Origin of the sequence: Bradyrhizobium sp. (assembly GCF_047605465.1) — a bacterium.
Taxonomy (GTDB): Bacteria; Pseudomonadota; Alphaproteobacteria; order Rhizobiales; family Xanthobacteraceae; genus Bradyrhizobium.
Map to the genome: position 1 here is coordinate 166,977 of NZ_JASGFS010000005.1, position 19,262 is coordinate 186,238.

The window sequence follows — 19,262 nt, forward strand, 5'->3', positions numbered from 1 at the left end:
GCGATGGACCGTTCAAAGCTCTACCGCCGTTTTCGCACGCTCCTCATCGCCAACCGCGGCGAGATCGCCTGCCGCGTCATTCGCACCGCGCGGGCCATGGGCCTGCGTACGGTCGCGGTCTATTCCGAGGCCGATCGTGACGCCATGCATGTCGCGCTCGCCGACGAGGCCGTGCTGCTGGGACCCGCACGGGCCCGCGACAGCTATCTCAATGTCGAGCGGTTGATCGAGGCCGCCCGCAAGACCGGCGCCGAGGCGGTCCATCCAGGCTACGGCTTCCTGTCGGAGAACGCCGAATTCGCGCAGGCCTGCCTGAATGCGGGCCTCGTCTTCGTCGGCCCGACCGCCGAGATGATGACCGCAATGGGCTCGAAATCCGGCTCGAAAGCGCTGATGGAGAAGGCCGGCGTGCCGCTGGTGCCGGGCTATCACGGCGAGGCCCAGGACGAGGCGACGCTGTCGAAGGCGGCCGACAAGATCGGCTTCCCGGTTCTGGTGAAGGCCTCCGCCGGCGGCGGTGGCCGCGGCATGCGCATCGTGCGCTCGGCGGAGGAGCTCGGGCCTGCGATCGTCAGCGCCAAGCGAGAGGCCAAGGCGGCGTTCGGCGACGATCGCATGCTGATCGAGAAATACGTCGACAATCCCCGGCACATCGAAGTGCAGGTGATCGGCGACAGCCACGGCAATCTGCTCTCGCTGTTCGAGCGCGAATGCACGCTGCAGCGGCGGCACCAGAAGGTGATCGAGGAAGCGCCATCACCGACGCTCAATCCCGCGCAGCGCGAGACGGTATGCGCGGCCGCCCGCAAGGCGGCCGGAGCGGTCAACTATGTCGGTGCCGGCACCATCGAGTTCGTCTCGGATGGGAAGGATGTGTTCTTCATCGAGATGAACACGCGCCTGCAGGTCGAGCATCCCGTTACCGAGCTGATCACCGGGATCGACCTCGTCGAATGGCAGTTGCGCGTCGCCTTCGGCGAGAAGCTGCCCCTGAAGCAGGACGAGATCCGCCTCAATGGTCACGCGGTCGAGGCGCGCGTCTATGCGGAAAACCCGACCAAGAACTTCATGCCGTCGGTCGGCCGGATCTCGACCTGGCGGTTGCCGGCCGAGACGGGCGGCCTGCGCATCGACGCCGGCTACCGCGAGGGCGACAGCGTCTCGCCCTATTACGACGCGATGCTGGCCAAGATGATCGCGTGGGCGCCGACGCGGGACGCCGCGATCGAGCGGCTGAACCGTGGGCTGGAGGATTCCGACGTCCGCGGCATCGTCACCAATATCCCGTTCCTGTCGGCGTTGATCACGCACCCGAAGGTACGGGCGAATGCGATCGACACCGGCTTCATCGAGCGTGAGCTGGCGGCACTGACATCCGCGGCCCCGGCTCCCGGGGATCTCGAGCTCTGCGCCGCCGTTGCCGCGATCGTCAACGACGAACGCCGCGATGCGCAGGCGGATGCGGGCTCACCCTGGCAGACCTTCGGCTGGATGCCGGTCGGCCGCCGCCAGCGCGGCTTCGCCTTCCGCGTCGGGCACGGGCCCGAGCAGAAGATCACGCTGAATTACGGCAGCGGGCCTTCGACGCTCGTGATCGGCGAGCGTGCGCTGGCGTTCACGTTCGTGGCCAAGGATGGCGGCTTCGACCTGACGCTCGATGGCGTCAAATCGTCCGTCGCGGCCGTGATCGATGGCCACGAGCTCTATCTGCGCACGCGCAACGGCCGCCTCGACCTGCACTGGGTCGACCCGTTCGGCGGCGAGACGGAAGAGCAGACCGGCGTCGACAAGATCGCGGCGCCGCTGCCCGGCACTGTCGTCGCCGTGCTGGCCGAGGAGGGCGCCATGCTCGAGAAGGGGGCGCCGATCCTGACGCTGGAAGTGATGAAGATGGAACAGACGCTGCGCGCGCCCTATACAGGCGTCCTGAAGTCCATCAAGTGCAAGGTCGGCGACATCGTCCAGGAAGGCATCGAGCTGGCCGTCGTCGAACCCTCCGGTGAATGAGAAACATGAGCGATCAGGTCAGGATCATTGAGATGGGGCCGCGCGACGGCCTCCAGAACGAAAAGACGCCGGTCAGCGTCGAGGCGCGCATCGCCTTCGTCGAGGCACTCGTCGCGTCCGGCCTCTCCACGGTCGAGGTCGGCGCCTTCGTCTCGCCCAAGGCGATCCCGCAGATGGCGAGCTCGGACGCCGTGCTGCGCGGCGTGAGCCATTTGAAGGACGCTGAATTCCACGTGCTGGTGCCGAACGAGAAAGGCTATGACGCGGCACGTGCGGCCGCCGCGAAGGTGGTCTCCGTGTTCGCGGCGGCCTCCGAAGGTTTCTCCCGCGCCAATATCAACTGCACGGTCGCGGAATCCATCGAGCGGTTCAAGCCGGTGCTGGCGCGCGCCAAGGCCGATGGCGTGCCGGTGCGCGGCTATATCTCCTGCGTGCTGGGCTGTCCGTTCGACGGAGAGATCAAGCCCAAGGCCGTCGCCGATCTCGCCAACACGCTCTGGGATCTCGGCTGCTACGAGATTTCGCTCGGCGATACCATCGGTGTCGGCACGCCGGACAAGGCGAAGGAGATGCTGCGCGCGGTTGCCGTCAACATTCCCGCCGCCAAGCTCGCGATGCATTTTCACGACACCTACGGCCAGGCGCTCGCCAATCTCTATGCGGGAATGGAGGAGGGCGTCCGCGTCATCGACGCCGCCGCGGGCGGCCTCGGCGGCTGTCCCTATGCCCCCGGCGCGACCGGCAACGTCGCGACCGAGGACGTCGTCTACATGCTCGAAGGCATGGGCGTGACGACGGGCGTCGACATGGAGAAGCTGCTCGCCGCCACCAACGAGATGAGCGGCCTGCTGGGCAAGCCGCCCGTGAGCCGGGTGGCATCGGCGCTCAACGCGAAGAAGAAACGCACGGCTTCCTGATGCTCCGCCATGGCGAGCCAACGGGTCCGCGCGTGGTGCGGCCCGATGACAGGCTTTGCGAAGCAATCCAGATTGGCTCTGGCGAAGGGGCCTGGATTGCCTCGTCGCCTCGCTCCTCGCAATGACGGCGTTTGGGCGCGACCTGATCCCGTCGGGCGGCAAAGGCGCGGCATGCCCGCCATTCGGAACTCCGATCGCTGAGAGATGTGGGCACGGCGTTGTACGCCTTTGCCCACTCTGCGGCGCCGGTGTTTGCGGAGCTACCTGCTCCCGTCCGGCCCCATGACGAGGTCCGGCAGCCAGGTCGATATCCCCGGCACGAAGCAGAGCAGCAGCACCGCGGCCATCATCAACAGCACGAAGGGCAATGTGCCCCAGATCACCTCGCTGAGCGGGATGTCGGGTGCGACGTTGCGGATGACGAAGATGTTGAGGCCGACCGGCGGGTGGATCAGCCCCATCTCCATGACGATCGTCATGACCACGCCGAACCAGATGATGTCGAAGTTCGCCGCGCGCAGCGGCGGCAGGATGATCGGTGCGGTCATCAGGATGATCGAGACCGGCGGCAGGAAGAAGCCGAGCACGACCACCATGACGAGGATGGCGAACAGGAGGCCCCAGCGCGGCAGATGCATCGCGACGACGGATTCGGCGGCCGATTGCGAGATGTGCAGATAGCTCATCACGTAGGAATAGAGCAGCGACATGCCGATGATCATCATCAGCATGGTCGATTCCCGGACCGTCGACTTCATGATGGGCCCGAGATCTTCCGGCCGCCACACGCCGTAGATCGCCGCGATCAGTCCGAGCGCCAGCAGGCCGCCCAGGCCCGCCGTCTCCGAGGGCGTGGCAAAACCGCCATAGAGCGCCGCCATGACGCCAGTCAGCAACAATACGAACGGGATCACGCGCGGCAGCACGCTGAAGCGTTCCGCGAGCGTGTACTCGTCGCGGGCGAGGATCGCGGTCTCCGGCCCGCCGTTCTTGTAGGCCGCTTCGGCGGCGGCATATTCCCGGCGGAAGCGGAACACCGCGTAGAATCCGAACAGCGAGACCAGGAGCAGGCCGGGGCCGATGCCGGCGAGGAATAGCCGTCCCAGCGACTTCTCGGCCGCGACCGCGAACAGGATCATGGTGATCGAGGGCGGCAACAGGATTCCGAGCGTGCCGCCGGCAGCGATGATGCCGGCCGCGAACCCGCCGGAATAGCCGCGCTTGCGCATCTCGGGGATGCCGGCGGAGCCGATCGCCGAGCAGGTTGCGGGCGAGGAGCCGGCCATCGCCGCGAACAACGCGCAGGCGAACACGTTGGCGACACCGAGACCGCCGGGGACGCGATGCAGCCAGGCATGCAGTGCCGAGTAGAGGTCCTGTCCGGCGCGCGACTTGCCGATCGCCGCGCCCTTCAGGATGAATAGCGGAATCGACAGCAGCGTGATCGAGGCCATTTCCTCGTAGACGTTCTGCGTCACCGTATCGAGGGAGGCAGCAGGCATGTAGATGCCCATGAACACGACCGCGACGGCGCCGAGCGCGAAGGCGATGGGCATGCCTGAAAACATCGCGAACAGCGTCGCAAAGCCGTAAGCGAGGCCGATACCGAAAACGCTCATGGCCGCTTGGCTCCAGCGAAGGGCAGCGCGAGCTGCACGATGATCTGCACGCAGAGCAGGCTCATGCCGAGCGCCATCAGTGCGTAGGGAATGGCGAGCGGCGGCGACCACATCGAGTTCGAGACTTGGCCATCGACATAGGCCTCGTGGGTGAGCGTCCAGGATTTCCAAGTGAAGAACAGACAGAACAGCAGCGTCGCGGCATCGACCAGCCAGAGCCTGATCTTGTTCGCCAGCGGCGACAGCAGGCCGACGAACGCCTCGATGCCGATGTGGCCGCGATTCTGCTGCACATAGGCCGCCGTCATGAAGGTCGCGCCGACCAGCAGGAACACCGCGGCCTCGTCCTGCCAGTAGTTGGCGGCCTTGAACAGCGCGCGGCTGAGCACGCTGTAGCTCAGGATCGCGCAGGACGCGACCAGCGCGAGCGCGGCGAAGACGACGATGATGCGGTTGAGGATGGCGAGACAACGATCGAGCGCCGCCGCGAAGCCCTGGCTTGCGGCGACGTTCATCTGGTCGTCACGATCCGGAAGCGGACCGTGGCTCATGCCGCGACGTCGGAGGCGAGCTTGAGAAGGTTCGCGGCGGTCGCGGTCTTCGCGCCGTAATCCTTCCAGGCGGTGTCGCGGGCGATGTCGCGCCATTTGCCGACGGTGGCGGCATCGAGCGCTGACACCTTGGCGCCGGCCTTCTCGTAGACCTTGGCGACCTCGATGTCGTCGTCCTGCGCGCCCTTGCGGCCGAAGGCTTCGAGCTCTTCACCAACCGCAAGCAGGATGTCCTGCTGGTTCTTCGGCAGCTTGTCGAAGATCGCCTTCGACATCATCAGCGGCTCGAGCAGGCTGGTGGAGGAGGTGATGCCGGCATCGCAGGCGCCGGTCTGCATCGCCGCATAGATTTCATTGGAGGGGACCGACAGCACCGAAGCGCCGGCGGTCTGCAGCACCATGTCCATCTCGCGCGAGCCGCCGCGCACCTTCATGCCCTTGGCATCCTCTGGCGACACGATCGCCTTGGAGCGGCTGGCGACGCCGCCGGCCTGCCACACCCAGGTCAGCAGGATGATGCCCTTGTCGGCGAGGAAGTCGGTCAGCGCCTTGCCGACCGGCTCCTTCTTCCAGCGCAGGCCCTGATCGTAGGTCGTGACGAGGCCGGGCATCAGACCGATATTGGTTTCCGGCAATTCGCCGCCGGCGTAAGGCATCGGATAGAGGCTGATATCGAGCGCACCCTTGCGCATGGCGGAGAACTGCGCGTTGGTCTTGATCAGCGAGGAGTTCGGGTAGATCTCGGCGGCGATGTCGCCATTGCTGCGCTTGGCCACTTCGGCGGCGAACATGCGGCAAAGGCGGTCACGGAAATCGCCCTTGTCGACGGTGCCGCCCGGGAACTGATGCGAGATCTTCAGCGTGGTCGCCGCGTGCGCGGTCCCGATGCCGAATCGGAGGATGGCGGGCGCGGCGACGGCGGTCGCGAGCAGATGGCGGCGCGTGAACATGGATTGATCCCCTTGAACGGTTCTTGTTTGACGTGATTTGGGTGGGTCACGAGACTGGCGAGGACGCCCATCCTAGCCCGTCTTCCGCCCGATATTCTCTCATCTGATAGTTCGAGACGGAACGTCGCGGCAAGTGTCGGCCTTGCTGCGCTGCACACTCATGGTCGCCGTCGCACGCAAATTTCCTCCACCGAACGATGGATGGCGACGAGACCGGCGAAAATCATCCGCGGGTGCGTAACAGCGGGGGGCGCTGATCCGTCGAATCCAGATAGCGGCATCCGTCGCTGACAAACACCATCTCGAAGGGAAGATGAATCATGACCATTCGCACCCGCATCGTGCTCGGCGTTTCGGCTGCCGCTCTCTCGCTTGGCCTGGCGCTATCGCCGGCCGCCTTTGCTCAGGACAAGATGGGCAAGGACGACGGCATGATGAAGAAGGACACGATGTCGAAAGAGGGAATGAAGAAGGATCACATGTCCAAGGACGACGGCATGAAGAAGGATTCGATGTCGAAGGACGGTATGAAGAAAGACGACGGGATGATGAAGAAGAACTGATCCACATTCGTCGCCGCGATCCGCCTGAAGAGGCGAGCGCGCTGCCGCGAGATTCCGGCGACGGTCATGTGGACCGTCCCGGAATGACGCTTCCGTTCAAATTGAATTGAACGTTACTTTCGCTTGGCCTTGCGCGCAGCGTAGCGCGCGTCGCGCTTGGCCTTCTGCTCGGCTTCGAGAGCCGCCTGCTGTTCAGCGGCTTCTTCGGCTTCGCGCGCGATCCGCGCTGCTTCGGCTGCCGCAACCTCTTCCGCGAGACGCTTCTGCTCGGCCTTTTCGGCTTCGCGCGCGGCCTTCGCCTCGGTGCGCTTGGCCGCGAGAGCCTCGCGCTCGGCACGCCGTGCGGCGACAGCGGGATCGTCTGGTCCCGGCTGCGATTTGAATTTGTTCAAAAGATTTTTGCGGGCGTCCTGTGCCGCCTTTTGCCGGTCTGCATACCCGGGTTCCCTGAATCCACTCATCGAACGAGCCTTGTCATCCTCGCTTTCAATCCTACATCACCAATCGTGGGTACGTCGGCTGGGCATAGCGCGGCGCCGCGTGACGGACAGCGTGTACATCGCTGAGCGCCGCGAAGCCATATAAATCGCAGCCAATCAGGTAGACGAAAAATCTCGACCCCGACGATCTCTCGTAGCCCGGAAAAACTGCCGAATTGTGATTTCCCCAACAGGGGAGCACGGGGAGGGCGCGTAGCGTCGACCCCGGATGATACGGAGCAACGGCCATGACTTTTTCCCGGCTGAGCCTGAAGGCGCTCGCTATCACCTGTACGGTCACGGCCTTGGTCGGCGCCGTATTGCTGCTGGCCCGTCCACAGACGTATGAGAGCACTGTTCTCGGCGCCGCCTGGGAATGCACCCAGATCGCCTTCGTGCTGACCACCTGCGCTCCGCGCGGGCAGGGGGCTGTACCCGCGGTCGAGACGTCGCGCAAGGACGCGATCAAGCCGAGCAGGGGCTGACCACGATGTGACGTGCGGTCGCAGAGGTGGTAAAGCCGCCTCACCCAGCTACAAGGTGGCCATGTCCAAGCCCGAAACCGGCGAAGCATCCAAGTCCCAGGCGAGCGCGTCTCAGCCCGGCACCGCGCGGACAAGACCCCGCTCGGGCGACAACCGCCGCGGCGCACTCGCCGGACTGATCATCGCTGTCGTGATCCTCGGCGTTGGCCTTTGGCTGGCCCACGACCTCACGGCGGCGAGCCGGATGCAGGATTGCCTGATGTCGGGGCGAACCAACTGCAATGTGATCGAGCCGGCTCGTTAGAGAGGCTCCAGCGAGCCGCGTCCGAACGAAAAATTGCCGTGATCTTAAACATTTGTAACGGGACTCCGCCTATCGGGCGGATCAGTTATAGCAGTCGGCATCACCCCGGCGCGGTCGAATCACCGGTCGCGCCCGGGACCACGGCAATCGAGAAGTAGGGGGTAGGCACGATGAGTGCGTCCAGCCGCATGAAGATCATCATTCCCTTGGTTTCGGCCATGTCCTTGCTCGCGCTTTCGGCGCATGCGCAGGAGACAGGCCCGGGGAGGGGCGGCCAGCCACCTGGAGCAGGCGCCGGTGCACCGCCTCCGAACAACCCGCAGAACGCGCGCAAGGGACCGCCACCGCAACAGGCGGGCCGGCCCGGGCCACAGCCCGGCGGCCAGGCTCATATGGGCCCCGGTCCCGGCCCTGGCCCACGCAGTGCGGGCGGTCCGCCGCCCGGACGCTTCGTCGCGCGCGGACCCGCGCCGGCGCGCGATTGGGGCGGACACAGCTATCGGGGCAATCTCGCCTGGGATGGCGGGCGCTGGCGCCACGAGATCCACGACGGCCGCATGGGCTGGTGGTGGGACGTCGGCGGCGTCTGGTATTATTATCCGCAGCGGGTCGAAGGACCGCCCGCCTATATTTCGGAGGACTACGTCGACGACGTGCCGGTGGCTTATGCGCCGCCGCCGGCCGCGTATGCGCCACCTCCGCCGCCGCCCCCGCCTGCCGACCCCGGTGCGAGCGCCCTCGGCGGCGCCATCGTCGGTGGTGTACTGGGAGGCCTGCTCTCGGGCAATGCCACCGGTGCGGCCGCGGGTGCGGTTCTCGGTGGAGCGACCGGCGCGATCGCCGGCGCGACAGCCGCTTCGCAGCCCGGATACTATTGGGCGCAGGGCAATTGCTACTACCGCTATCCGAACGGCCAATACGTCATGGCCGATCCGCGGGCATGCCGCTGAGGCCCTGATTGCAATCTGACGTGAGGGAGGCGGGCGATGTCCCGCCTCTTTTCATTTCGACCGGCTCGACGATCCCGTCGTCGGGCTCACGATGTGAGCCAGCTCAGTACGGCGCTGGCGCCCCAGATCAGGAAACCGATCCAGGCCACGGTCACGATGCCCATGGTCGCGAGGCAGGCGATGCCGAGGAGATCCGGTTTCTGCCGTTCAGTCGAGACATCCGCTTCTGCGGCGACTTCTGGTGCCATGACGGGAAAGACCCCATGCTTTCTCGCGCTCTGCGGAGCGGTTCCAGTCTCTGTAGCGGAGGCTGGCCGTCGGTCGTGTGAGGCAATTCACATTTGTGGCCAAATGATACCTAACCTCATCGGTCCCTTTCGGGGGGGCGAACGGCCGGAGGAGCCGTTGGCCGGCCAGAGTCGGTTGCAGGCGGTGGCCTTACCGCCCCCGGCCAGTCGCCAAGCCGCCGGGCGATGGAATGAGAAAAACCCCGTGCTCGCGGAAGCACGGGGTCCTTCAAAGCCGACGGGCTGGCGCGTCGGCACCACTGAAAGCCGCGCGGTCAACGCGTTCGCTGTGTAGTGGTTCCGGACCAAATCAACCTTACGATGCGGGCGCAGCCGGCCCGATCCGCTCCAGCACACACAACATCGCATCTGATCGATCCAAGGATCGCGGACATTCGCCGGCGCGCCACTTCACCATCGACATTTCGATTTCTTCCGGAAAGCCGGCAGCGCACACAGTCCGAGGAAAACAGCTCGTTTCAGACTTGGCGAGGCTGCGGATTTTTCATATTTGGCATGATACAAGACAAGCAGGCGGCAGCTGCGGCTGGCACCGGATGGTCCCATAGCTCAACTGGATAGAGTAGCGGATTTCTACTCCGCGGGTTGCAGGTTCGAGTCCTGCTGGGATCGCCATTCGCCGAATCCGGCGTTCCCTCCAAACCGGACCGAACCGTTTTCCTCCGCGAGACGACAAAGCGGAGCGGCGGTGTCGGTCGACGGGCTTTGCAACACGGCTTCAAGCCGTGTCATGTCCGGAGCATGCTCCACCCTGTAGTCTTGCTTGAATCTTCCTTGGCTGCCGGATACGGCGGTCGTTCGGGCAGCCTTGGGCTTGCCTTGTCATGGCGGATGCGACGTTTTGCACCTCTGGTTCCAGCGCCTTGAGTCCGTCACCTTTCCGCGCACTTCATCATCATCGCGGCGTTCGCCCGCGATCCCGGGAGTCCTTCATGATCGGTCTGGTCCGCGCCGTTACACTCTGCGCAACGCTCGCATTCGGCCTGACGGCGGCCCAGGCCGCGGACAAGACGTTCAAGCGCGACGACCTCGCTGATTCCGCGATCAAGCTCGAGGCCCAGATCAAAAGCGAGGCGGGACCGGTCGCCAAGACCGGCGCGACGCTGCGCACCGACGCCGATGCCGCCTTCCGGCGCAATGATGTCCGGACCGGCCTGTCGGTGCTCGGCCAGATCGCCGCGACCGCGCCGGAGGATGCCGGCAACTGGCTGCGCCTCGCCAAGGTCATCTTCCAGATCACGCCGAAGAGTTCGAGCGAGCAGACGTTCCTGCTGGAGCGCGCCTCGACCGCCGCCTACATCGCATACATGCGCGCGGGCAATCCGGGCGAGGAGGCGGACGCGCTCGCGGTCCTCGGAAAGTCACTGGCCGAACGCAAGCTGTGGCGGCCGGCGCTGGATGCGCTGCGGCTGTCGCTCGACATGCGCGAGGTCGCCGACGTCCGCGGTCAATACGAGAAGATGCGCGACGAGCACGGTTTCCGGCTGCTCGACTATACCGTGGACTCGGATTCAGCGAGCCCGCGTGCCTGCTTCCAGTTCTCCGAGGAATTGGCCAAGCGTACCGACTTCGCGCCGTTCCTGGCGCTGGCGGGCCAGGACAAGCCGGCGCTGTCGGCCGAGGGCAAGCAGCTCTGCGTCGACGGGCTCAAGCATGGTGAGCGCTACAACATCAATCTGCGCGCCGGCCTGCCGTCGACGGTCAAGGAAGGCCTGCCGAAATCCGCCGAGTTCAACGTCTATGTGCGCGACCGCAAGCCGTTCGTGCGCTTCACCAGCCGCGCCTACGTGCTGCCGCGGACCGGCCAGCGCGGCATTCCCGTAGTCAGCGTCAATACGCCCGCGGTCAACATCAACGTCTTCCGGATCGGCGACCGCAACCTGATCAACACGGTCGTCGACAGCGATTTCCAGAAGACGCTGTCCAGGTACCAGCTCTCGGACCTCGGCGACGAGCGCGGCGTCAAGGTCTGGTCCGGCGAGCTCGCGACCGCGATGACGTTGAACCAGGACGTCACCACGGCATTCCCGGTCGATCAGGCGCTGGGCGAGCTCCAGCCCGGCGTCTACGTGATGACCGCCGCGGCGAAGGGCCCGGGCTCGGACGACGATTCTCAGCTCGCCACGCAATGGTTCATCGTTTCCGATCTCGGCGTGTCGGCCTATTCCGGCAATGACGGCATCCACGTCTTCGTCAATTCGCTGGCCTCGACCGATCCGGTCGGCAAGGCGGAGGTCCGGCTGGTCGCGCGCAACAACGAGATCCTGGCGACGCGCAAGACCGACGAGAGCGGTCACGTGCTGTTCGAGGCAGGGCTCGCGCGCGGCGAGGGCGGCCTGTCGCCGGCGATGCTCACGGTTACCGGCGAGAAGGCCGACTATGCCTTCCTCAGCCTGAAGACCTCGGCCTTCGATCTGTCCGACCGCGGCGTCGCGGGACGTGCCGTGCCGGCCGGCGCCGACGCCTTCGTCTATGCCGAGCGCGGCGTGTATCGCTCCAGCGAGACCGTCTACCTCACCGCGCTGCTGCGTGACGGGCAGGGCAATGCCGTGGCCGGCGGCCCGCTGACGCTGGTGATCGAGCGTCCCGACGGCGTCGAATTCCGCCGCGCCGTGCTGCCAGACCAGGGCGCCGGCGGCCGTACGCTGTCAGTGCCGCTCAACTCGGCTGTCCCGACCGGGACGTGGCGGGTGCGGGCCTTCACCGATCCGAAGGGGGCGTCGGTCGGCGAGACCACCTTCATGGTCGAGGACTACGTCCCCGATCGGATCGAATTCGATTTGTCCGCCAAGGACAAGCTGATCAAAGCTAACGCTCCAGTGGAGCTTAAGGCGGACGGTCATTTCCTCTATGGCGCGCCGGCTTCGGGCCTCCAGCTCGAGGGCGACATGCTGGTCGCGCCTGCGAGCGAACGGCCGGGCTTCGCCGGCTACCAGTTCGGCGTCGCGGACGAGGAAACCACCTCGAACGAGCGGACTCCGCTGGAGAACCTGCCCGAGGCCGACGCCAACGGCGTTGCGACCTTCCCGGTGACTCTGGACAAGCAGCCGGCCTCGACGCGGCCGCAGGAGGCGCAGATCTTCGTCCGCATGGTCGAGGCGGGCGGCCGCGCGGTCGAGCGCAAGCTCGTGCTGCCGGTCGCGCCTGCGGGCGCCATGATCGGCGTCAAGCCGCTGTTCGGCGACAAGAACGTTGCCGAGGGCGACAAGGCCGAATTCGACGTCGTGTTCGTCTCGCCGGAAGGCGAAAGGCTGCGACGTGACGGGCTGCGCTACGAGCTCCTGAAGATGGAGTCGCGCTACCAATGGTATCGCCAGAACAATTACTGGGAGTACGAGCCGGTCAAGTCGACCTCGCGCGTTGCCGACGGTGAAGTCACGATCGCCGCGGACAAGCCGTCGCGGATTTCCCTCAACCCGCAGCCCGGCCGCTACCGGCTCGACGTGAAGTCCAACGACGCGGACGGCCCGGTCACGTCCGCCCAGTTCGACGTCGGCTGGTACTCGGACGGCAGCGCCGACACGCCGGATCTGCTGGAGACCTCGATCGACAAGCCGCAATACACCTCCGGCGACACCATGACGGTGTCGGTCAACGTGCGCTCGGCCGGCAAGCTGACGGTCAACGTGTTCGGCGACCGCCTGCTGACGACGCAGACCATCGACGTCAAGGAGGGCACGGCGCAGGTGAAACTCCCGGTCGGCAAGGATTGGGGCACCGGCGCCTATGTGGTGGCGACGCTGCGCCGTCCGCTCGACGCCGCCGCGCAACGCATGCCGGGCCGGGCGATCGGCCTGAAATGGTTCGGCATCGACAAGCAGGCCCGAACGCTGGCGGTGAAGCTGACGCCGCCCGACCTGATCCGGCCGAATGCCGCGCTGAAGATTCCCGTCAAGCTCGACGGGCTCAATCCGGGCGAGGACGCCAAGGTCGTGGTCGCGGCGGTCGATGTCGGCATCCTCAACCTCACCAATTACAAGCCGCCGGCGCCGGACGACTACTACCTCGGCCAACGCCGCCTGAGCGCGGAGATCCGCGATCTCTACGGCCAACTCATCGACGGTATGTCGGGCACGCGCGGACAGATCAAGTCCGGTGGCGATGCGGGCGCCGCCGAATTGCAGGGCTCGCCGCCCACGCAGAAGCCGCTCGCGCTGTATTCGGGCATCGTCACGGTCGGCGCCGACGGCACCGCGGAAGTCAGCTTCGACGTCCCCGAGTTCGCGGGCACCGCGCGCGTCATGGCTGTCGCATGGACCGCCACGAAGCTCGGCCGCGCCAACACCGATGTCGTGATCCGCGATCCCGTGGTCCTGACCGCGACGCTGCCGCGCTTCCTGCTCAACGGCGACCATGGCACCGTCAATCTCGAGATCGACAATGTCGAAGGGCAGGCCGGCGACTATGTCGTCAACGTCGCGACCGGCGGGCCGGTGAAGATGACCGGCAATTCCGCGACCACGGTCAGGCTCGCCGCCAAGCAGCGCAATTCGCTGTCGCTCGCGCTCGACGCGACGGCGGCGGGACCGGCAACGCTCGACGTCGACATCAAGGGACCGAACGGGCTTGCCCTCGCGCGCCACTATGCGCTCGACGTCAAGGCGGCGGCGCAGGTGCTGGCGCGCCGTTCGATCCGCACGCTGGCCAAGGGCGAAAGCCTGACGCTGACATCGGACATGTTCTCCGATCTGGTGCCGGGCACCGGCAGCGTCTCGGTCTCGGCCAGCCTGTCGACTGCGCTCGACGCGGCCACGATCCTCAAGGCGCTGGACCGCTATCCCTACGGCTGTTCGGAGCAGATCACCAGCCGTGCGATGCCGCTGCTCTATGTCAACGACCTGGCGGCCGGCGAGCATCTCGCGATGGACACCGAGGTCGACCAGCGCATCCGCGACGCGATCGAGCGGTTGCTGGCGCGCCAGGGCTCGAACGGTTCGTTCGGCCTGTGGTCGGCAGGCGGCGACGACGCGTGGCTCGATGCCTATGTGACGGACTTCCTGACCCGTGCCCGCGAAAAGGGCTTCGTGGTGCCGGACGTGCTGTTCAAGAGCGCGCTCGACCGCATCCGCAACGCCGTGGTCAACGCCAACGAGCCCGAAAAGGACGGAGGCCGCGATCTCGCCTATGGCCTCTACGTGCTCGCCCGCAATGGTGCGGCGCCGATCGGAGACCTCCGCTATCTCGCCGACACCAAGCTCTCCAACCTCGCGACGCCGATTGCGAAGTCGCAGCTTGCGGCGGCGCTGGCACTGGTCGGCGACCGCAACCGCGCGGAACGGGTCTACGGCGCGGCACTGGATTCGTTGGCGCCGAAGCCGGTGCTGGAATTCGGCCGTACCGACTACGGCTCGCAGCTTCGCGATGCCGCGGCGCTGGTTTCGCTCGCCAGCGAAGGCAACGCGCCGAAGGCGACGCTGACGCAGGCCGTGTCGCGGGTCGAGACCGCGCGCGGGCTCACGCCCTACACGTCCACGCAGGAGAACGCGTGGCTGGTGCTGGCGGCGCGTGCGCTGGCGAAGGAGAACCTCTCGATCGAGGTTGACGGCCAGCCGGTCAAGACCGCGCTCTATCGCAGCTACAAGGCCGCGACGCTGGAGGGCAAGCCGCTGAAGATCACCAACACCGGCGACGCGCCGGTGCAGGCGGTGGTTTCGGTGTCGGGCTCGCCTGTCACGCCCGAGCCGGCCGCTTCGGCGGGCTTCAAGATCGAGCGCAGCTACTTCACGCTCGACGGCAAACCCGCCAACATCAGCAAAGTCAAGCAGAACGACCGTTTTGCGGTGGTGCTGAAGATCACCGAGGCCAAGCCCGAGTACGGCCACATCATGGTGTCCGACTATCTCCCGGCCGGTCTCGAGATCGACAATCCGCATCTGGTGTCGTCGGGTGACAGCGGTACGCTGGACTGGATCGAGGACGGCGAGGAGCCGGAGAATACCGAGTTCCGCGACGACCGCTTCACTGCGGCACTCGACCGTGCCTCGGACTCCAAGTCGGTGTTCACCGTCGCCTACGTCGTGCGCGCGGTCTCGCCCGGCAAGTACGTGCTGCCTCAGGCCTATGTCGAGGACATGTACAATCCCTCGCGCTATGGCCGGACAGGAACGGGCACCGTCGAGGTACAGGCGGCGAAGTGAGCCAGGACATGAGTGGGGCGGACCAATTTGCCGGTCATTCCGGGGCGGTGCAAAGCACCGAACCCGGAAGCTCGAGATGCCGGGCTCGGCTGTTCGAGCCGCCCCGGAATGACGGCAGAGACGCAAGGGGCATCGGCCTTCGCGTCGTCTCCGTCGCCGCACTCGCGCTGATCCTCGCCATCATGACCTTCGTCGGCTGGGTCTACTCCCTCGGCCCGCTGCCGCTCGACGAGGCGCGCCGGGTCTCCACCACGGTCGTCGACCGCAACGGCAAGCTGCTGCGCGCCTATGCGATGGCGGACGGGCGCTGGCGGCTGCCGGTGGATGCGAAGGCCAATGTCGATCCGGCCTATCTGAAGCTGCTGCTCGCCTACGAGGACCGGCGCTTCCACGCGCATGGCGGCATCGATCCGCTGGCGCTCGGCCGCGCCGCGCTGCAGCTCGCGACGCGCGGCCACATCGTGTCCGGCGGCTCGACCATCAGCATGCAGCTGGCGCGGTTGATGGAGCCGCGGCGTCAACGCTCGCTGCATGCAAAGCTGCACCAGATCGTGCGCGCAATCGAGCTGGAGCGAGCCCTCAGCAAGGCCGAGATTCTCGATCTCTATCTCGCGCTGGCTCCCTATGGCGGCAATCTCGAAGGCATCCGGGCCGCCTCGATCGCCTATTTCGGCAAGGAGCCCAAGCGGCTGTCGCTGGCTGAAGCGGCGCTGCTGGTGGCGCTGCCGCAATCGCCGGAAACGCGCCGGCTCGATCGCTATCCCGAGGCCGCACGCAAGGCACGCGACCGCGTGCTGGATCGCATGGTCGAGGAGCATGTGGTCGGCGCCGACGACGCAAGGCAGGCCAAGGCCGTGCCCGTGCCGAAGCTGCGCAAGCCGATGCCGATCCTGGCGCCGCACGCCTCTGACACAGCGCTTGCGACCGTCAAGGATGCGCCGGTCATCAAGCTGACGCTGGATGCCAATCTCCAGAAGATGCTGGAGCCGCTGGCGCGCGACCGTGCCATCGCGCTCGGGCCGAACATCTCGGTCGGCATCATCGTGGTCGACAATGAGAGCGGCGACGTGCTCGCCCGCGTCGGCTCGGCCGATTATTTCGACGAGACCCGGGCAGGGCAGGTCGACATGACCCGCGCGATTCGATCGCCGGGATCGACCTTGAAGCCGTTCATCTACGGGCTCGCCTTCGAGGACGGCTTCGTTCACCCCGAGAGCCTGATCGAGGACAGGCCGGTCCGCTTCGGCTCCTACGCGCCCGAGAATTTCGACATGACGTTCCAGGGCACGGTGCCGGTGAAGAAGGCGCTGCAATTGTCGCTGAACGTCCCGGCGATCGTGCTGCTCGACCGCGTCGGCGCGAGCCGGCTGTCGTCACGGCTGCGGCAGGCCGGCGGCAATCTGGTGTTGCCGAAGGACGAGGCGCCGGGACTTGCCATGGGCCTCGGCGGCGTCGGCGTCACGCTGCAGGACCTCGTCCAGCTCTACACGGGTTTCGCCCGCCTCGGCACGACGCGACCACTGCGTGAGGTCATGGTCGGCAATGACGATCGCGAGCCGCTACGGCTCCTCGATCCGGTGGCGGCCTGGCAGGTCGGAAATGTGCTGCTGGGCACGCCGCCGCCGGAGAACGCCGTCCACAACCGGATCGCCTTCAAGACCGGCACCTCCTACGGCTATCGCGACGCCTGGTCGGTCGGGTTCGACGGCCGCATGACGATCGGGGTCTGGGTCGGTCGGCCCGATGGCGCGCCGGTTCCCGGCCTGATCGGCCGTGTCGCCGCCGCGCCCATCTTGTTCGACGCCTTCGCCCGGACCGGCAAGACGCTCGCTCCGCTACCAAAGCCGCCGAAAGGAACCCTGGTCGCCAGCAATGCGAAGTTGCCGTTGCCGCTCAAGCGGTTCCGCCCCGTCGGGGATCTTGTGCGCGCCGGGGGCGAGCAGGCCTTGCACATCCAGTTCCCGCTGAACGGCTGCCGAATCGACGTCAATCGCTCGGGCGGGCCGGACGCCGCGGCCATGCCCGTGAAGGTTGCCGGCGGCGTGCTCCCGATGACCGTCATGGTCAATGGCACGGCCCTCGGCGAGATCGACGGCCGTCGCCAGCGCCTGATCGATCCGCCCGGTCCGGGCTTTGCCCGCCTGACCGTGATCGACGCTACGGGCGCCGCGGACACAGTCGTCATTCGAATTCAATGACCCCGCCTTAAGCGGTTGTGGCGATGGCGGTTTCAGCGTAAGCGGAACCAATGGCCGAGACCTATCCACCGCCTCGTTTTGGAGCACCGCGTGAGCCGAAATCGCCCGTGAATCCGGGCCGCGGGCTCGTGCGCATGCTCGACGTCGTCACGGCCAGCCATGCCCGCGCGGTCGCCTTCCTGGTGCTATGCGCGCTGCTGCTCTTCCTGCCGGGATTCTTCACCATTCCCCCGGTCGACCGCGACGAGGCACGCTTTGCGCAGGCGACCAAACAGATGGTCGAGAGCGGCGATTATGTCGACATCCGCTTCCAGGAGGACGTCCGTTACAAGAAGCCCGTCGGCATCTACTGGTTGCAATCCGCCGCGGTTGAAGCCGCTTCGGCGCTCAGGCTGCCGAAGGCCGAACTGCGCATCTGGGTCTACCGGCTGCCGTCGCTGATCGGCGCGACCGGCGCGGTCCTCATGACGTATTGGGCGGCGCTCGGCTTCGTGACGCGCCGCGCCGCGGTGCTCGCCGCGCTGATGATGTGCGCCTCGGTGCTGCTCGGCGTCGAGGCACGGCTCGCGAAGACCGACGCGATGCTGCTGCTCACGGTCGTCTCCGCGATGGGCGCGATGGCGCGCGCCTATTTGTCCTGGCAGCGCGGCGAGGACGAGACGCATCCGCCGTGGAGCTGGCCGGCGATCTTCTGGACCGCGCTCGCGGTCGGCATCCTGATCAAGGGCCCGCTGATCCTGATGTTCGCGGCCCTGACCGTGGTCGTGCTCGCGATCCAGGACCGCGATGCCTCCTGGCTGTGGCGTCTGCGCCCGCTCTGGGGCCTGATGTGGATGCTGGTGCTGGTGCTGCCCTGGTTCATCGCGATCTTCTGGCGGGCGGGCGACGCCTTCTTCGCCGATTCCGTCGGCGGCGACATGCTGAGCAAGATCGGCGCCCAGGAATCGCACGGCGCGCCACCCGGACTCTACCTGGCGCTGTTCTGGATCACCTTCTGGCCGGGCGCTCCGCTTGCGGCGATGGCGGCGCCCGCCGTCTGGCGCGCGCGGCGGGAGCCCGGCGCCCAGTTTCTGCTGGCCTGGCTGATCCCCTCCTGGATCGTGTTCGAGGCGGTGCTGACCAAGCTGCCGCATTACGTGTTGCCGCTCTATCCGGCGATCGCGATCCTCACCGTCGGCGCGCTGGAGCGAAACGTGCTGTCGCGCTCCTGGCTGATGCGCGGCTCTGCCTGGTGGTTCGCGATCCCCGCGGCGGGTTCGATCCTCGCCGTGGTCGGCGCGGTCATGCTGACGCGACAGCCTGCCTTCGCCGCCTGGCCGTTCATCGCGGCTGCGCTGATCTTCGGATTGTTCGCCTGGTGGCTCTACGACAACAATCGCGCCGAGCGCTCTCTGCTCAACGCGCTGGTGGCGGCCCTGATGCTGGCGGTGACGGTCTACGGCATCGTGCTGCCGTCGCTGACGCCGCTGTTTCCGAGCATCGAGGTCGCCCGCGCCCTGCGCAACGTCACCTGCGTCGGGCCGAAAGCGGCGGCTGCGGGTTACCACGAGCCGAGCCTCGTCTTCCTGACGGGCACCCAGACGCTGCTCACCGACGGTTCGGGGGCGGCGGATTTCCTCCGGCAGGGAAGCTGCCGCTTCGCGTTGATCGAGCAGCGTTCGGAGCGCAGCTTCGCGCAGCGCGCCGAAGCGATCGGACTTCGCTACAAGGTCGGCACCCGCATCGACGGCTATAATTTCTCGCAGGGACGCGCGATCTCGATCTCGATCTTCCGTTCGGAGGGCACCGAGTAAG

14 protein-coding genes and 1 tRNA gene are annotated in these 19,262 nt (G+C 66.5%); 10 read left to right on the forward strand and 5 right to left on the reverse strand.

Translation table 11 applies throughout. The features are described from left to right. The first annotated feature begins 3 nt into the window (after window positions 1-3). The gene (locus QM712_RS07740; protein WP_415022481.1) at window positions 4-2,007 is read left to right on the forward strand and encodes an acetyl/propionyl/methylcrotonyl-CoA carboxylase subunit alpha; all 2,004 of its coding nucleotides are present in this window, start codon (window positions 4-6) and stop codon (window positions 2,005-2,007) included. A 5-nt stretch (window positions 2,008-2,012) separates the two neighbouring features. Further along, complete coding sequence (locus QM712_RS07745) at window positions 2,013-2,924, forward strand: hydroxymethylglutaryl-CoA lyase (RefSeq protein ID WP_415022482.1); 912 nt, start codon at window positions 2,013-2,015, stop codon at window positions 2,922-2,924. 260 nt (window positions 2,925-3,184) lie between these two features. Here QM712_RS07745 and QM712_RS07750 read toward each other — a convergent pair whose 3' ends face one another. The 3 genes from QM712_RS07750 to dctP are packed head-to-tail and all read right to left on the reverse strand — an operon-like array spanning window position 3,185 to window position 6,044. Next, the gene (locus QM712_RS07750; protein WP_415022483.1) at window positions 3,185-4,543 is read right to left on the reverse strand and encodes a TRAP transporter large permease; all 1,359 of its coding nucleotides are present in this window, start codon (window positions 4,541-4,543) and stop codon (window positions 3,185-3,187) included. Further along, on the reverse strand, window positions 4,540-5,094 hold the full coding sequence (locus tag QM712_RS07755; RefSeq protein WP_415022484.1) for a TRAP transporter small permease: 555 nt from the start codon (window positions 5,092-5,094) through the stop codon (window positions 4,540-4,542). Before QM712_RS07755 ends, QM712_RS07750 begins: the two co-directional genes overlap by 4 nt. After that, the gene (gene dctP / locus QM712_RS07760) at window positions 5,091-6,044 is read right to left on the reverse strand and encodes a TRAP transporter substrate-binding protein DctP (RefSeq protein WP_415022485.1); all 954 of its coding nucleotides are present in this window, start codon (window positions 6,042-6,044) and stop codon (window positions 5,091-5,093) included. The genes QM712_RS07755 and dctP overlap by 4 nt, the downstream gene beginning before the upstream one ends. Window positions 6,045-6,364: 320 nt before the next feature. Between dctP and QM712_RS07765 the strand changes: the two genes are divergently transcribed. Continuing rightward, on the forward strand, window positions 6,365-6,607 hold the full coding sequence (locus tag QM712_RS07765) for a pentapeptide MXKDX repeat protein (protein ID WP_415022486.1): 243 nt from the start codon (window positions 6,365-6,367) through the stop codon (window positions 6,605-6,607). A 113-nt stretch (window positions 6,608-6,720) separates the two neighbouring features. On the opposite strand, the gene QM712_RS07770 is transcribed toward QM712_RS07765, so the two are convergent. Continuing rightward, window positions 6,721-7,068 (reverse strand): DUF6481 family protein, encoded by a 348-nt coding sequence (locus tag QM712_RS07770; RefSeq protein ID WP_415022487.1) that lies wholly within the window; start codon window positions 7,066-7,068, stop codon window positions 6,721-6,723. A gap of 266 nt (window positions 7,069-7,334) precedes the next feature. Here QM712_RS07770 and QM712_RS07775 point away from each other — a divergent pair, with 266 nt between their 5' ends. The 3 genes from QM712_RS07775 to QM712_RS07785 all read left to right on the forward strand — a co-directional run bounded on the left by QM712_RS07775 (window position 7,335) and on the right by QM712_RS07785 (window position 8,825). After that, complete coding sequence (locus QM712_RS07775; protein WP_415022488.1) at window positions 7,335-7,571, forward strand: hypothetical protein; 237 nt, start codon at window positions 7,335-7,337, stop codon at window positions 7,569-7,571. 61 nt (window positions 7,572-7,632) lie between these two features. Then, on the forward strand, window positions 7,633-7,875 hold the full coding sequence (locus tag QM712_RS07780) for a DUF2273 domain-containing protein (RefSeq protein ID WP_415022489.1): 243 nt from the start codon (window positions 7,633-7,635) through the stop codon (window positions 7,873-7,875). Between the two features lie 170 nt (window positions 7,876-8,045). After that, window positions 8,046-8,825 (forward strand): hypothetical protein, encoded by a 780-nt coding sequence (locus tag QM712_RS07785; protein WP_415022490.1) that lies wholly within the window; start codon window positions 8,046-8,048, stop codon window positions 8,823-8,825. Window positions 8,826-8,911: 86 nt separating this feature from the next. On the opposite strand, the gene QM712_RS07790 is transcribed toward QM712_RS07785, so the two are convergent. After that, on the reverse strand, window positions 8,912-9,073 hold the full coding sequence (locus QM712_RS07790; RefSeq protein WP_415022491.1) for a hypothetical protein: 162 nt from the start codon (window positions 9,071-9,073) through the stop codon (window positions 8,912-8,914). A gap of 598 nt (window positions 9,074-9,671) precedes the next feature. On the opposite strand from QM712_RS07790, the gene QM712_RS07795 reads away from it, so the two are divergent. The 4 genes from QM712_RS07795 to QM712_RS07810 all read left to right on the forward strand — a co-directional run bounded on the left by QM712_RS07795 (window position 9,672) and on the right by QM712_RS07810 (window position 19,261). Continuing rightward, window positions 9,672-9,748, forward strand: a tRNA-Arg gene (locus QM712_RS07795). 317 nt (window positions 9,749-10,065) lie between these two features. Next, window positions 10,066-15,270, forward strand: a complete 5,205-nt coding sequence (locus tag QM712_RS07800) for an alpha-2-macroglobulin family protein (RefSeq protein WP_415022492.1) — start codon at window positions 10,066-10,068, stop codon at window positions 15,268-15,270. 182 nt (window positions 15,271-15,452) lie between these two features. Further along, a complete protein-coding gene (gene pbpC / locus QM712_RS07805) occupies window positions 15,453-17,468 on the forward strand; it encodes a penicillin-binding protein 1C (protein ID WP_415022568.1) in 2,016 nt (671 codons plus the stop codon). A gap of 50 nt (window positions 17,469-17,518) precedes the next feature. Beyond that, window positions 17,519-19,261: an ArnT family glycosyltransferase gene (locus tag QM712_RS07810; protein ID WP_415022493.1), complete on the forward strand. Its 1,743-nt coding sequence runs from the start codon at window positions 17,519-17,521 to the stop codon at window positions 19,259-19,261. The last annotated feature ends 1 nt before the right edge of the window (window position 19,262 follow it).